Raw genomic sequence first — 14,229 nt, forward strand, 5'->3', positions numbered from 1 at the left:
TTCATCGTGGATTCGGACAAGTTAAGGATACATTAGAATCACTTTTCGACTGAAAAGATTTAATTTTATGGAGAAAGAGCAATCACTTTTTACACAAACTTCTTGACACTCCCCTAATTAATCTAAAAATATTAGCGTTTATTCTGTATATTGTCTAAAAAATAACAAACATACATCTATTTGGTATATATTTAGTAGGAACTAGATTTATAATTGGTTTGCTTTTTTCGAAAGAGTTGTTTTATATTCTTATTTAAATATGCGTGAACACTTTTCATCAAACAGAGCAGACATTGTACAGTGTCTGCCCAATAAAAATTTCGCAGTTTCAGTTATGTAGATATTTGTACTGGTAATAAGGGAGAGTGATAGTTCTGGTTATTTTAACAGGTCAAGTGACAAGCCTTTGGGCTAAAAAGCGATCAAAGGATGGTGTACATTCCTGGTTACCGCTAATTACTCATCTTATCGATGCGCAAAATACGATAAATTGGTTGTTCAATCATTGGTTAAGTCCTGGTCAAAGACGATTATTAACACAGCGTTTTTCCGAAGATAAAGTGGAAAAACTTGTTAAGTTTATTGGCTTTACTCATGATATTGGTAAAGCAACACCTGCGTTCCAAACAAAGAGATCATTTGACGAAGATTTTGGCCTTGACGCGGAACTTTTAGAGATGCTAATTCGGCAGGGATTTACGGGCTTAGATGATGTTAACCTGTCAGATTCTCGTAAATCACAACACGCGCGTGCTGGTGAAGCATTGCTAGATATTCAAGGCGTTCCAGAATCTGTTACAGCAATTATAGGCGGACACCATGGTCGCCCAGAGGATTCGCCACAGACGCAACAGATTGATATCTACACTGCCAACTATCTGCAGTTAGACGTGGCTAAAAGTGAAGCCGATAAAATGATCCAGAAAAATTGGCAGAATGTGCAGGAACAGTTATTTAAATATGGGCTGAGCAGTTCAGGCTACGATAGTGTTGGTGAAATTCCTGATATTAACCAGCCTGAGGCAGTATTGCTGGAGGGATTGCTGATTATGGCAGATTGGCTGGCTTCTAGTGAGTCGTTAGACAATCCTGAAAACACGCCGTTATTTCCCCTGATTGAGTTGAACCAAACGTGGTCTGACATTGATATGAGTGGCCGTTTTAGAAACGCAATTTTGGCTTGGTATCAGAGCGGAGAATGGATACCTGCTCAGGTAGGTATTGAAGAGGATCCTTATCAGAAACGCTGGGGCTTCGATGCCCGGCCAGTTCAAAAGGCAATGACTGAAGCAATTGAGAAAACAACTGATCCCGGAATGGTGATTATCGAAGCCCCAATGGGACTGGGAAAAACGGAAATTGCCTTAGTTGCAGCCGAACAGTTAGCCTATAAATCAGGTTGCGATGGTATCTTTATGGGGTTACCCACACAAGCCACTAGTAATGCGATGTTTGAACGTGTAGAACAGTGGCTAAATAAGCTTGCTAAAACTCAGAATGACAATTTTGATATTAAGTTAATGCATGGTAAGGCAGCATTCAATGAAGATTATCAAGCAATCCCCAATGCCTCCAATGTCGATGATTTGGGCTCGGTTGTTGTTAATAGCTGGTTTTCTGGGAAGAAGTCGATTCTGAGCAAGTTTACGGTCGGAACCATTGATAATTTTTTGCTCTTAGGCTTGAAACAAAAACACCTATTTCTAAAGCACCTTGGGTTCAGCGACAAGGTCGTTATTCTTGATGAAGTACATGCATATGACGCTTATATGAGTCAATACCTGTATAAGGCAGTTGAATGGTTAGGTACTTATCATGTGCCAATTGTTATTTTGTCTGCAACGCTTCCTAAAAATAGGCGTAATGCTTTGCTTAAAAAATACTACAAAGGTAAATATGGGAAATATTTCAAAAAGAACGTTGTTGCGCCTACTCACTGGCAAGATAACCAAGCATATCCGCTTCTAAGTATTTTTGACGGTAAAGAAATTAAACAAATTACAGATTTTTCTGGTCAAAGCGATCAAAAGGCCCTCTCCCTGCAAGTAACAAGAGTTAAGGCAGATGACGAAGGGATCATTCAGTCGGTTTTGGAAAACCTTCAGGGTGGCGGGGTTGCTGGCATCATTGTGAACACGGTAAAACGGGCGCAAACACTTGCGCAACTAGTTCCACAGGATGTGTCGCTTATGGTTCTCCATTCTGCATTTTTAGTACCAGACCGAGTTACAGGGGAACGAGAACTGGAGGACGCAATTGGCAAACATGCCAAACGCCCTGATAAAATGATTGTGATCGGGACGCAGGTACTGGAACAATCTTTAGATATTGATTTCGACGTCATGTATACAGACATAGCGCCGATGGATTTGATTCTACAGCGTGCTGGGCGACTTCACCGTCATAATATTGAGCGACCGAGAAAACTGAAAAATCCACAACTGTATGTTATGGGCATCAATGGTTATGGCGATTATGGTGAAGCTAATGAATCAATTTACGAAAAGTATTTATTAATGAAAACAGATCATTATTTAGCCAAAACGATTCAATTACCGAGTGATATTTCTCGTTTAGTGCAAGCCGTCTATGATTCTGCAACGGATAAATTGATTGACGGCCTTAACAGTGCCAAAGAGACATTTGAAACTGACTTGGAAAAAGAAGAGAATAAGGCTAAAGTTTTTCAGATTGAGGCGCCTAATTTGACCGTATCGGCATTCGATGACGACACAACCATTCATGGTTGGTTAAGCCACAGTCAAAGACGAATTGATTTGGACGAACAGAGGGCAAATGCGGCAGTGCGTGACATTCAAGAAACCTTAGAAGTTATTTTGATTAAACACACGAATGATGGCGATTTCTTGTTGACTGGTCAAAATATCAATGACGTGCCACTAATCAAAATAGCACAACAGGTTGTGAGGCTACCACTCGCGGTGACACCAAGTTACAGGATTGATAAAATTATCTCAGATTTGGAAACACAAACCAGTAACTATTATCCTAATTGGCAGGAAAGCCGTTGGTTGCGAGGCACTCTTGCACTATCAATGAATAAAGATAACACGGCTCAGCTCGATAATTGGCGACTTCATTATTCGCCAAAAATTGGTTTGAGTTATGAGAGGGAGACTGAAAATGAGTAAACAATCATTCAACTTGGTTATCGATCCTTGGATTAAAGTAATTGTGAAGGAAACGAATCAAGAAAAACTTGTTTCCTTGACCGAATTTTTTAAGGAGGCACAAAATTATCAGCAGCTTGCTGGAGAAATGCGGTCACAAGATTTGGCTATTCTTCGGTTTTTACTGGCAATTTTAACGACCGTTTATTCACGATTCGACGCGAATGATGAAGTGTATGAATGGCTTGATGTCGATAAAGAGACACTACAGCTTAGTGAATCTGTTGATGACGATGAATACGATCAAAGTGATTTACAAGAGACATGGCATCAGCTGTTTCAGGCAGGACATTTTTCTGAAATTGTTATTCGATATTTGAGTCACCACCAAAATCAATTTGATTTATTTGGTGCACGGCCTTTTTACCAAGTAACTGCGGATCAATATGACTTATTGGTTCCAGCTAAGAAAAGGATTGCAAGTGGTTCTGGAACAGTATCAATCAAGCAAATTAATCGACTGATTTCAGAAAGTAACAAAACGCCCGCGTTATTTACGCCTAAATCTGGGGGTGAAAAAAAACAAATTGCTTTAGATGAACTCACTCGCTGGTTGATAACGTATCAAAACTTTACTGGTGTGACGGACAAAACAAAAATTGAAACTGACGAAAAATTTGCGACACCCGCTGGCTGGTTGTACAAGCTAAACCCGGTGGCTGCAAAGGGAAAGTCAGTTTTTGAAACATTAATGTTGAATCTTATTTTGTTCAATCAGGACACAAAAGACCACTATATCAAACAAAAGCCAGTCTGGGAATATGACAACATTAATGATTATGTTACTGAACGAAAAAAAATGATCTTACCAGATGATGTATCAAGTCTTTATACTGTTTGGGCACGGCTATTACACATTGAATGGGACAAAAATTATCAGCCAACCATTTTCAGTGCTGGTATGCCAATGTACAGTAGCGAAAATGCGTTTAATGTTGAACCAATGTCAACCTGGAAGCATGATGCGCAGGGAGGGGCCGATGATTTTAAACCAGCGGTGAAAAGTACTCGTTCGCTTGGCATTGCCATGTGGCGTAATTTTGGCCAGTACATTAATGTTGAAAATACTGATGGAAACGTGATGGGAGTGGAACCAGGTTTGATCACTTGGCTACATATACTTAAAAGCAAAGGGTTAATTGAAAAAAATCGGCACTTGAATTTAATGAGTGTTGTGCTGGTTAGTGATGATAAGAGGACACAGGCACCGGCCGTCGAGGTCACTGATGATTTAACGATTAGAGCCGATGTCTTGTTTGATACTGAAAGCACACAACGTTGGCCGATTCGTATTGAAAATATGATTGACACTACGCAACAAATTGGCAAGGATTTTTGGCAGTTTGCGGCCACTATTGGGGAAATTCGCAACCTTGATAAAAGCTCCTTTGCGAGTCAACAAAGTGCAAAATTTTATGAGCAATTGAACGCCCCCTTTAAGCATTGGTTAGCGAGTCTGTCAAATGATGATGATCGAGACGCTAAAGAATTGGAGTGGAAGCATGAGCTGAAACAAATTGTTTTGGATTCGGCCGAAGCTTTTATGCAGACTAGTACATCACGAGATATAACAGGCATTATTGTGCCCACTAAAGAGAAAAGTAGAGAAAAAAATATTTTTACGGCAAATAATCATCTACGGTATAACATTCAAAAACATTTAGAGGGGTGATTTAATTTATGACAAAAACAATAACGGGTTCTGTCGATCAAATGTTGCAACAAATTTATGATCACGGCAACATTAATAGAGCAGTATTAGCTAGTGCCCGCCATGCGGTTTCCTTAGAAAGTCCGCAGGCACAGGCAGTCTGGCCAATCATCATGGCTGGAATAGAAACACCAGCGATGGTTTCAGAGACTTTTGTCCCTAAGCTAAGCATAACTGGTGAACCAACCTACGCTGAAATTGCCACTTTTGCAGCAATTCGACTCTACGCCATTCATCAGCAAGGGATAGACATTTGCGTCTATGGAGGAGCTTATGGTGATGAGGCGGTAGGCAAGTTGTTCTTTAAAGCTCTAGCACAACTTCGACTCAATGAGAATATTCAAGTTGCTCTTGATCGTCGGGTCAAAGCGCTACTAGCCACAACTAATGTTACCAGTGTAATTAATTCCCTGACGCATCTAGTGTCCATTCTAAAGGCTAGTCAGCAGAACCAACAGATTGACTATGCACGCCTGGCAGGCGATCTTTTTCATTTTCAATTTAGTTATGAATCAGCTAATCAAGTGCGACTTACTTGGGGTCGTCAGTATTATTCAAATGTAGAGTCTTCACAAACTAAAGGAGAGAAAAACTAATGACAACCAAAAATATATATCTTGATATTCATGTGATTCAAACCGTTCCATCATCCAATATTAACCGTGACGATACAGGTGCCCCAAAGACAGCACTTTATGGTGGCGTGACGCGCGCTCGGGTATCGTCTCAAAGTTGGAAACGCGCGGTTAGGCAGGGATTTAAGGAGGAAAATATTTCTGTCGGGATTCGTACTAAAGAAGCTGCAAAATTATTGAAAGATGAATTGGTTAAACTAGATTTAAGTTTAAGCGATGAGGATGCCACTGAAAAAACTGCTGACCTATTCAAGGCGGCTGCAGTTAAATTAAATAAAAAAACAAATTTAACGGGGGCTCTTTTACTTGTAAGCCATGGTCAAATCGAAAAATTAGCACAGTATGCTCTGAATAACGATACTTTTGATAAGAAAGAGCTCAAGAATGTATTGAACGGCGATCAATCTTTAGACCTTGCTTTATTTGGTCGTATGGTAGCCGATAATCCGGAACTAAATGTAGATGCATCTGCCCAAGTCGCACATGCACTTTCAACACATGAAATCGTCCCAGAATATGATTATTTCACGGCCTTGGATGACCTTCAACCAGAGGATAACGCTGGTGCAGCCATGCTCGGAAGCTTGGAATTTAATTCATCTACGCTTTATCGTTACGCAAACGTAAATATTAGAGAATTGGCATATAACATGGACCCAGACAGTGCGGTCACTGGTGCAGTGGCATTTGTAAAAGAATTTTTATTAACAATGCCGACTGGCAAGCAAAATACATTTGCTAACAAAACACTCCCAAGTTATGTCATGGTTAATTTGCGGACGGATACACCAGTTAACCTTGTTTCGGCTTTTGAAGAACCAGTGAAGTCAAAAGATGGGTATGTAAAAAAATCAATTCAAAAATTTGAAAACGAGTTTGAAACTAGCCAGGATTTTGTTGATGCACCGAAATTAAGTGTGGTCCTAAGTAAATTTGATACCAACGATGGTGACAAAGTCGCTAATGTCACTGAGCTTTTGCAAAACGTCACCGATGGGTTAAAAAAGGCGGTACGGGATGAAAACACTAACGATTAATTTTAGCTCACCATTACAATCATATGGAAATGAGGCATCATTTTCCAGTCGAACCTCGAGTTATTATCCTTCAAAGAGTGCGGTTATCGGAATGCTAGCTGCTGCCATGGGATACCGACGTGATGACAACAGAATCATAGCGTTGAACAATTTAAAATTTGCCGTACGAGTTGACCAGCCAGGACGAACATTGAGGGATTACCAAACAGTTGAATGGAAAAAAGGAACTCGAAAAATTACTTATCGAGACTATTTACAGGATGCTGTCTTTGTCGTAGCTGTGGGTAGTAATGATCCACAATTGATCGATACACTCGCGTATACATTAAGACACCCAAAATTCCAGTTATTTTTGGGTCGCCGTGCTAATGTTCCTGCGGGTCCGTTGAAATTACACACCGTTGCTGATAAGAATCCAATACAGGCCTTAAGTAATCTTGAGTGGCAGGCATCAACGTGGTTTCAACGTCAGAAAAAAAAATCTGTTGTTAGTGTTGAGTTGATTGCAGATGCTGATCTTTTACCAAAATCTGTTACTAATAGATTAGCGAAGGACAACGTTATTTCCTTTGATCAGCGTCACCGACAATTAAGTTATCGAGCAATTGCTAGTCAAAGAATTCAGTTAACGAATAAAAGCTTTGAAAAAACTATAGCTGACTCGAATCATGACGTCTTTACGTTTATCTAGAAAGGAGGGCCATATGTATTTATCAAGAGTTGAAAAGGCGAGTAATAATCGTCAAAAAATCAAGAACTTGACTCACTTGGGTGCTTATCATGACTGGGTTGAACAGAGTTTTCCTGAAGAGGTGAAAAAGGGAGAGCGGCTGCGACATTTATGGCGACTAGATCAAATAGCCGGCCATGAGTATTTGTTGATATTAAGTCAAAACAAACCGGATCTGCAGGCACTGTCCCGGTATGGCGTTCCCGGTACCGCAATGACTAAGACTTATGACCAATTTTTGAATCAGTTACAACTAAATGAATTGATGCAATTTAGACTTACCGCAAATCCAAGCTATGCTGTGAGTCTGACCGGGGAAAAGCGAGGGCGTATTTATCCACATATCACAGTAGAACAACAGAGAAAATGGTTAATACAACGAGCTGAAAAGGCTGGTTTTAAACTTGTTAGTCAAGAATTATCTGGGACAATAGATCAGCATGATCTAGCGTTTGATATTGTAAAACGGGAGCATCCAGTGTTAAATCGTAAATCTGGGCGGAGTGTACGGCTAAGCCAAGTGACCTTTGAAGGATTGTTGCAAATTCAGAATTTGGTACTATTTAAGCAGACTTTAATCAATGGTTTAGGGCGAGAAAAAGCTTATGGCATGGGATTAATGACGGTCATCCCTGAGAGGTGATAAAATGTCAAAAAAAATTGGCGCCAAGAAAGCCAAACTTTCTGAGTTAGGCCGTGAACGTGACCGGGTAACATTTTTATATCTTGAGCATGCTAAATTGAACCATCAAGACAGCGCAATATTAGTTTCAGACAGTCGGGGCATGGTTTATGTCCCAGCAGCTGTTGTTAGCGTATTATTACTTGGACCGGGTGTGGATGTGACACACCGAGCGATGGAACTGATTGGGACTTCTGGGATGGGATGTGTTTGGACTGGCGAACAAGGTGTTCGACAATATGCATATGGCAGACCGTTGAATCACTCGTCATCGTTGCTTGAGGCTCAAGCAAGACTCGTTTCCAATTCAAAAACGCGGATTGCAGTTGCACGCCAAATGTATCAAATGCGTTTTGGAAATGTCAATGTTTCAAATCTGAGTATGCAAGAACTTCGGGGGAAAGAAGGTGCTAGAGTTCGACGTGTATACCGTGATCAAGCTGAGAAAACAAAAGTAGCTTGGTCTCGTCGGGAGTATAATCCTGATGATTTTGACTCAGGAACGCCAATTAATAAAGCACTCACAGCTGCTCATCAAGCACTTTATGGGTTAAGCTATAGTGTGATATCAGCTTTAGGTGCATCTGCGGGGTTGGGCTTCGTCCATACGGGTCATGACTTATCATTTGTCTATGATTTTGCGGATCTATATAAGGCCGAGTATTCTATTCCCATTGCATTTAAAATTACTGCAAAATTTGGAACGGATAAAGATATTGCCTCAAAAACAAGACTAGCTATGCGTGATGCTTTTAAGGAAAGTAAGTTACTGATTAGGATGGTTGCAGACTTAAAGTTTTTGTTGGGTGAAACTGATGCTAAAGAGGATGTCGATGTTCTGAATTTGTGGGACAATCAGATGGGGTTGCAAAAGATGGGTGTTCAATATCAAGAAATTAAGGCGGACGATCCTATATGATTGTGGTTACGTTAACGAAGGTACCGAATTCCCTACGGGGAGATCTGACAAAATGGTGCCAAGAGATTCAGACTGGTGTTTACGTTGGCAACGTAACTGCTAAAATTAGAGATGAGTTATGGAATCGAATTATGCGGGATATTGGCAATGGGCAGGCAACCATGGCTTACAATACCAATAACGAACTGGGTTACACATTCAAAACAACTCGATTTGATAGAACAGTAGTGGATTATGATGGTATTCCTCTGATGATGCACTTGATTTCGGCAGACAAGCCAATAAAGCACGGTTTTAGCAATGCTGCCAAATTTCATAAAGCAAAGATGATGGCAAAACGAACTGACAGCAAAAGGGCTGAAAAGCAACAGGTTGAAAGTGAATCCAAACCGTTTGTCTCAATTGATATTGAAACGACTGGCCTAAATGTTTCTACAGATAAAATAATCGCGATTGGTGCTGTCAAATCTTACGGTAGTAATGTTGAAAATTTTTATCAATTAATTAACACTGATCAAAAAATTCCGACAGCCGTAATAAAGTTAACTGGTTTAACCTTAGAAAAGTTGATCTCCGAAGGCGTTTCTTTAGAAAATGCCTTAAGGGGATTTCAAAAGTTCATTAGTGACTTGCCTTTGGTCGGATACAATGTTCACTTCGACGAAAGCTTTTTGACGGCAAGCTTTAGAAACACTAAGCTGGCAAGTTTGGTCAATAATTTTTATGATTTGATGCCAGTCGTTAAAAATAATAATCGGTTTTTAGATAATTACCGCTTAAAAACAGTGTTGGAGACGTATAATATTAAAAACGAAAATTTCCATAATGCGTTGGCAGATGCACAAGCGACTTGTGATTTGGCAGAGCAACTCATAAAAAAAGGAGTTTTTAGATTTTGAGAATGTTGGCATGATGGGATTTGTTTAGTGTATTCCCCGCACACGCGGGGGTGATCCTATATGAAAGACGTGTTAAATGCAAAACTTGAAGTATTCCCCGCACACGCGGGGGTGATCCCACGTCTGATAGTTTCTTACTCGTTGCTAATGTGTATTCCCCGCACACGCGGGGGTGATCCTATCAATTCCCCAGTGATGAACTTGAAAATTTCGTATTCCCCCGCACACGCGGGGGTGATCCTAGGCAACAGCGATACGGAGATTCAACTTATAAGTATTCCCCGCACACGCGGGGGTGATCCCCGTAATTGATGAAACTTTTGATAAATCTACGGGTATTCCCCGCACACGCGGGGGTGATCCTACAATCAAGCAAGTTCATATTGCAGTTCAGCAGTATTCCCCGCACACGCGGGGGTGATCCTGTTCAAATTATCAAAGGCAACTGGGGTCGTGAGTATTCCCCGCACACGCGGGGGTGATCCTGAATGCCGGATATAAGACATACGACCACTTGAGTATTCCCCGCACACGCGGGGGTGATCCTAAAGAGCTGAAATTATACACGGATATGATTGAGTATTCCCCGCACACGCGGGGGTGATCCCATGAAACACGATCCAGCAAATATTAACGCAGAGTATTCCCCGCACACGCGGGGGTGATCCTATAGAAAACGACCAAGGCTTGCCAATATCATCGTATTCCCCGCACACGCGGGGGCAATTCCATAATTATAATTGCGATGAATTTTTTCTTTTTGGCAGATTGTAAAATTTAAGTTGAACATTTAAGTGGACAGAAAAACCCATCAAGGTCTTTAATGGTGTTACCACACAATCCATTAGAAAGAAGGACCTTGATGAGCACCACTATTTTATCATTCCAGAACCGTGTTGTCATTGAAACGCTTCATAATGAAGGACGTTCCTTGCGATACATCGCTAACTACTTAGGCTTTAGTAAGACCACCATCTTTAACGAACTTCACCGGCTAAATAGTGAGTACCAGGCTGGGCTAGCGCAAACTGACTTTGAACGAAAGGTTAGTCAACGGGGGCGGAAGTCTTCGCTCACTAAAAACCTTAAACACTTGATCGAGGAAAAGATTCAAGTCCAGAAGTGGTCCCCTGAACAAGTTGCCCATGTGGTGGGGATTGCCTACAAGACGGTCTATAACTGGATTGATCAAGGATGGCTTGATATACAGTTGCCCGATTTGCCTGATCATGGAATTCGTCGTCATCGTGCTAAAGAAAAGCGTGGTACGTTCAATCACGGCTGCTCCATTGAGGAGCGGCCTCATAAAGTCGAAACTCGCCAGGAATTCGGCCACTTTGAAGCTGATACCGTACTTTCTGGTAAACGTAAAGGTCAAGCTGTGGCTACTTTTGTGAAGCGTAAGAGTCGCCTGACAATTGTTAAACGGCTCCATGGTCGCGACAGTCAGTCCATGACTCAAGCCGTACTTGAACTAGCTAGTCAACTTCAAGACAAGCTCAAGACGCTTACCGTAGATCATGGTAAAGAGTTCGCTAACTATCAGACAATTGAACGGCGAACTGGTACACAGGTTTATTTTGCCCATGCTTATTCACCACATGAACGCGGTAGTAATGAGAACCGTAACCGAGTTTTGCGGCGCTTTATTCCCAAAGGCCAAGCCAGTGAAGAACTAAGTGATCACCAACTGGTTCAAATCAATTGGTATCTGAATTCACGGCCACTTAAATGTCTTAATTGGCATACACCAATCGAGATCTTTTTGCTTAATTTACGTCATTAAATTCGTTCAAGTTATTTCTTGCAATCTGCCATATTGATTAAGTTTGCAGCTCACTTAATTGTTTTCAAAAGTACGGTGGTTAAAATCTGTCTAATATTGAGCAATATTGAAAGTGATTTTTTATTTTAATGTAAATATTACTTAGAATTAGCTATTCCTATTATTTGTTGGATACTATTTAATTTAGTAAGCATAAAAAGTCTAATATGCTTTATCTTAACTAGAAAAATACCAAGGTTATTAACAATGATGCCTATTATTTCAATCTGTTTCAATACTTAATTAAGTGAGCGAAAATTAATAGCTGAATGAGCTGAAAATAGCCGCAAAGAATGCAAAATAAAGAACAACGAAAACAATCGCAAGGATGAAGAATACGAATCCTGCACGATTCCAAGTCTCTTGAACGGCTTTGAATGTAGCAATGTCCTTGTAATTACCTTTTTGCCAAGCCCACTCGTTGCCTTTGAAACCAACCACAAACACCCAAACGAGATTGAACAGGGGAATGAGACAAAGTAAAGGTAGATATGTTTTGTTACCAATACCCCAATAAATACTAAACATGAAGGCACCCCAGTTCCAACCTTTGACCTCATTTGGTGCCACAACACTTCCATCTTCTTGCATAATCTACTCCTCCATAGCAGCTTTTACCGTCATTCAGCATTGGACGTCCTTAACTGTGAGTATACCCATGTATTTATTGACTGACAATAAAAAAATTAAGTAGGTTAAATTAGCGTAAATTAACTTTCATAAGTTGTCAGTATAAGGGGGGTAAATTCACATTAATTTAACTCATAACTATCAAAAATTAAAAGATAAATGTGGACCATGATTGATATCATGAATCGGTAACGTCAAAAAAACACATCGATTCTTAATCGATGCGCTTCATATGAAAGTTATTTAAGATTGGAATTAAAGACTAACATTAATAAACTTTTGTTGATCAAAGTCGTACAAGCCTTGATCAGTAATCTTGATAGAAGGGATTACTGGCAAGGTTAAAAATGATAAAGTCAAAAATGGATTAAAATCCCGGTTTGAACTGATCTTGTAGTATGCATCTGTTATTGATCTGAGATCAACTAGGGCATCTTGATAAGTTTTGGCAGACATGACACCGCCAATTGATAATGGCATCGTAGCTAAGATATTATGGTCATCAGCTACTGCAATGCCACCACCAACGCGAGTTACTTCTTGTACGGCTTGGAAGATGGCTTCGTCATTGGTACCAGCGACTACCAGGTTATGTGAGTCGTGGGCGACAGTTGTCGCAATCGCTCCTTCGTGTAGTTCAAAGCCTTTCACAATTCCTACGCCAACAGTACCTAGATCATGATGACGTTCGATGACCGCAATTTTAATTAAATCACGGTCCAAATCTGGTTGGAAAATGCCATCATGCACGGGGACTTCTAACTTTAAATGATCCGTGACAATATGGTTTGGTTGAATTCCAATCACGTGTGCATGGTCTGAAGTCATTAGTAATTGTAGGTCATTTAAAGACAAATGATGATGAACCGTGGAAGCACCAGGTGGCAACGGAGTAGTATCAGACTCGGTTATCAGCATACCGTTCTTAAAGACAGCATCAATATTAACGGTGTTTAAGCCATTTAGAATCACCAAATCAGCTTGGTAACCAGCAGCGAGAGCACCGACGTTAGATAAGTCATGGGCAATGGCCGCGTTGTAACTTGCCATCGTATATGCCAATTCTGGGGCTAACCCCAAGCTAATCGCTAGCTTAATTGAGTAGTCGATTGAGCCTTCTTCTAATAAATCATCGACGATTTTGTCGTCCGTACAAAATGAAAAATTATGGGCGTTTTCTGGGGTAACTGCGTTTATTGTATTGGCTAAATCACGTTCCACAGTTCCTTCTCGCAAAAAAACAGAAAAGCCCGTGGCGAGCCGTTCATTCACTTCAGTGACACTAGTTGCTTCGTGATCAGTATGGATATGTGCACGGCGAAAAACATCTAGTTGTTCAACGTTTAAACCCGCACCATGGCCATCTGCATGAAATCCCACGGTAATGGAATCATTAATTTTAGCAATTGTGTCTGGATCTCCGGCCGCCACCGCCGGATAATCCATTACTTCAGCTAAACCATGAACTTCAGGGTATTGATAGAGTGGCTTTAAATCTTTAGCAGTTAACACTGCACCAGAATGATCAAATGGGGTACAAGGTACTGATGACGGCAACATGTAGTATACATCTAATGGTGTTTGTCGAGAATCATTAATCATATATTCAATGCCTTGCACACCTTCAATGTTTGCCAATTCATGTGGATCTGCCACAATCCCAGTCACGCCATGTTGAAGTAACACTTTCCCTAATTCACTTGGGCTGACCATTGAACTTTCAATATGCATGTGTGCGTCAATAAATCCAGGAACGATGTATTTATCGCTGGCATCAATAATGGTGTTCGCTGTGTAGCCGGTTTGCTGACCAACCGCGACAATTTGACCGTGGTTAATCCACAAAGTTGTGGGTTCGAATTGGCGGGTAAAGACGTTTAATACCTGTCCATTTTGAATACTTGTTTCCACTTGATTCATGAGTTAAAAGTCCTCCAGTTAAATTTGAAATAAGAAAACTTTCATTTTGA

At 40.6% G+C, this 14,229-nt stretch carries 11 protein-coding genes and 1 CRISPR repeat array; of the genes, 9 read left to right on the plus strand and 2 right to left on the minus strand.

Features of this window, described 5'->3' with window-relative positions; translation table 11 throughout:
- Positions 1–374: 374 nt before the first annotated feature.
- The 9 genes from cas3 (at position 375) to FFM59_RS04775 (ending at position 11,590) form a co-directional block, all read left to right on the plus strand.
- The gene (gene cas3 / locus FFM59_RS04735) at positions 375–3,152 is read left to right on the plus strand and encodes a CRISPR-associated helicase Cas3' (RefSeq protein WP_137601928.1); all 2,778 of its coding nucleotides are present in this window, start codon (positions 375–377) and stop codon (positions 3,150–3,152) included.
- The gene (locus FFM59_RS04740; RefSeq protein WP_137601903.1) at positions 3,145–4,863 is read left to right on the plus strand and encodes a type I-E CRISPR-associated protein Cse1/CasA; all 1,719 of its coding nucleotides are present in this window, start codon (positions 3,145–3,147) and stop codon (positions 4,861–4,863) included. The genes cas3 and FFM59_RS04740 overlap by 8 nt, the downstream gene beginning before the upstream one ends.
- Positions 4,864–4,871: 8 nt before the next feature.
- The gene (gene casB, locus FFM59_RS04745) at positions 4,872–5,498 is read left to right on the plus strand and encodes a type I-E CRISPR-associated protein Cse2/CasB (RefSeq protein ID WP_137601904.1); all 627 of its coding nucleotides are present in this window, start codon (positions 4,872–4,874) and stop codon (positions 5,496–5,498) included.
- Positions 5,498–6,574, plus strand: a complete 1,077-nt coding sequence (cas7e, locus tag FFM59_RS04750; RefSeq protein ID WP_137601905.1) for a type I-E CRISPR-associated protein Cas7/Cse4/CasC — start codon at positions 5,498–5,500, stop codon at positions 6,572–6,574. Before casB ends, cas7e begins: the two co-directional genes overlap by 1 nt.
- Positions 6,555–7,265, plus strand: coding sequence for a type I-E CRISPR-associated protein Cas5/CasD (gene cas5e, locus FFM59_RS04755; RefSeq protein ID WP_137601906.1), 711 nt, complete (start codon positions 6,555–6,557; stop codon positions 7,263–7,265). Before cas7e ends, cas5e begins: the two co-directional genes overlap by 20 nt.
- 13 nt (positions 7,266–7,278) lie before the next feature.
- Positions 7,279–7,947 carry a type I-E CRISPR-associated protein Cas6/Cse3/CasE gene (gene cas6e, locus FFM59_RS04760; protein ID WP_137601907.1) on the plus strand — a complete coding sequence of 223 codons (669 nt, stop codon included), beginning with the start codon at positions 7,279–7,281 and terminating at the stop codon, positions 7,945–7,947.
- A 4-nt stretch (positions 7,948–7,951) separates the two neighbouring features.
- Entirely contained in the window at positions 7,952–8,905 is a 954-nt protein-coding gene (cas1e, locus tag FFM59_RS04765; protein WP_137601908.1) for a type I-E CRISPR-associated endonuclease Cas1e, read from the plus strand.
- Complete coding sequence (cas2e, locus tag FFM59_RS04770; protein WP_137601909.1) at positions 8,902–9,804, plus strand: type I-E CRISPR-associated endoribonuclease Cas2e; 903 nt, start codon at positions 8,902–8,904, stop codon at positions 9,802–9,804. The genes cas1e and cas2e overlap by 4 nt, the downstream gene beginning before the upstream one ends.
- 29 nt (positions 9,805–9,833) lie before the next feature.
- Positions 9,834–10,533: direct repeats of the CRISPR family, unit length 28 nt; unit sequence GTATTCCCCGCACACGCGGGGGTGATCC.
- 133 nt (positions 10,534–10,666) lie between these two features.
- Positions 10,667–11,590 (plus strand): IS30 family transposase, encoded by a 924-nt coding sequence (locus tag FFM59_RS04775; RefSeq protein WP_137601910.1) that lies wholly within the window; start codon positions 10,667–10,669, stop codon positions 11,588–11,590.
- Between the two features lie 297 nt (positions 11,591–11,887).
- Here the strand turns inward: FFM59_RS04775 and FFM59_RS04780 are convergent, their stop codons facing one another.
- Complete coding sequence (locus FFM59_RS04780) at positions 11,888–12,220, minus strand: ribonuclease G (protein WP_137601911.1); 333 nt, start codon at positions 12,218–12,220, stop codon at positions 11,888–11,890.
- Between the two features lie 294 nt (positions 12,221–12,514).
- Entirely contained in the window at positions 12,515–14,179 is a 1,665-nt protein-coding gene (gene ade, locus FFM59_RS04785) for an adenine deaminase (protein ID WP_137601912.1), read from the minus strand.
- Between the last annotated feature and the right edge of the window lie 50 nt (positions 14,180–14,229).

It is taken from the genome of Paucilactobacillus nenjiangensis, assembly GCF_005405445.1.
GTDB classification, from domain to species: Bacteria; Bacillota; Bacilli; order Lactobacillales; family Lactobacillaceae; genus Paucilactobacillus; species Paucilactobacillus nenjiangensis.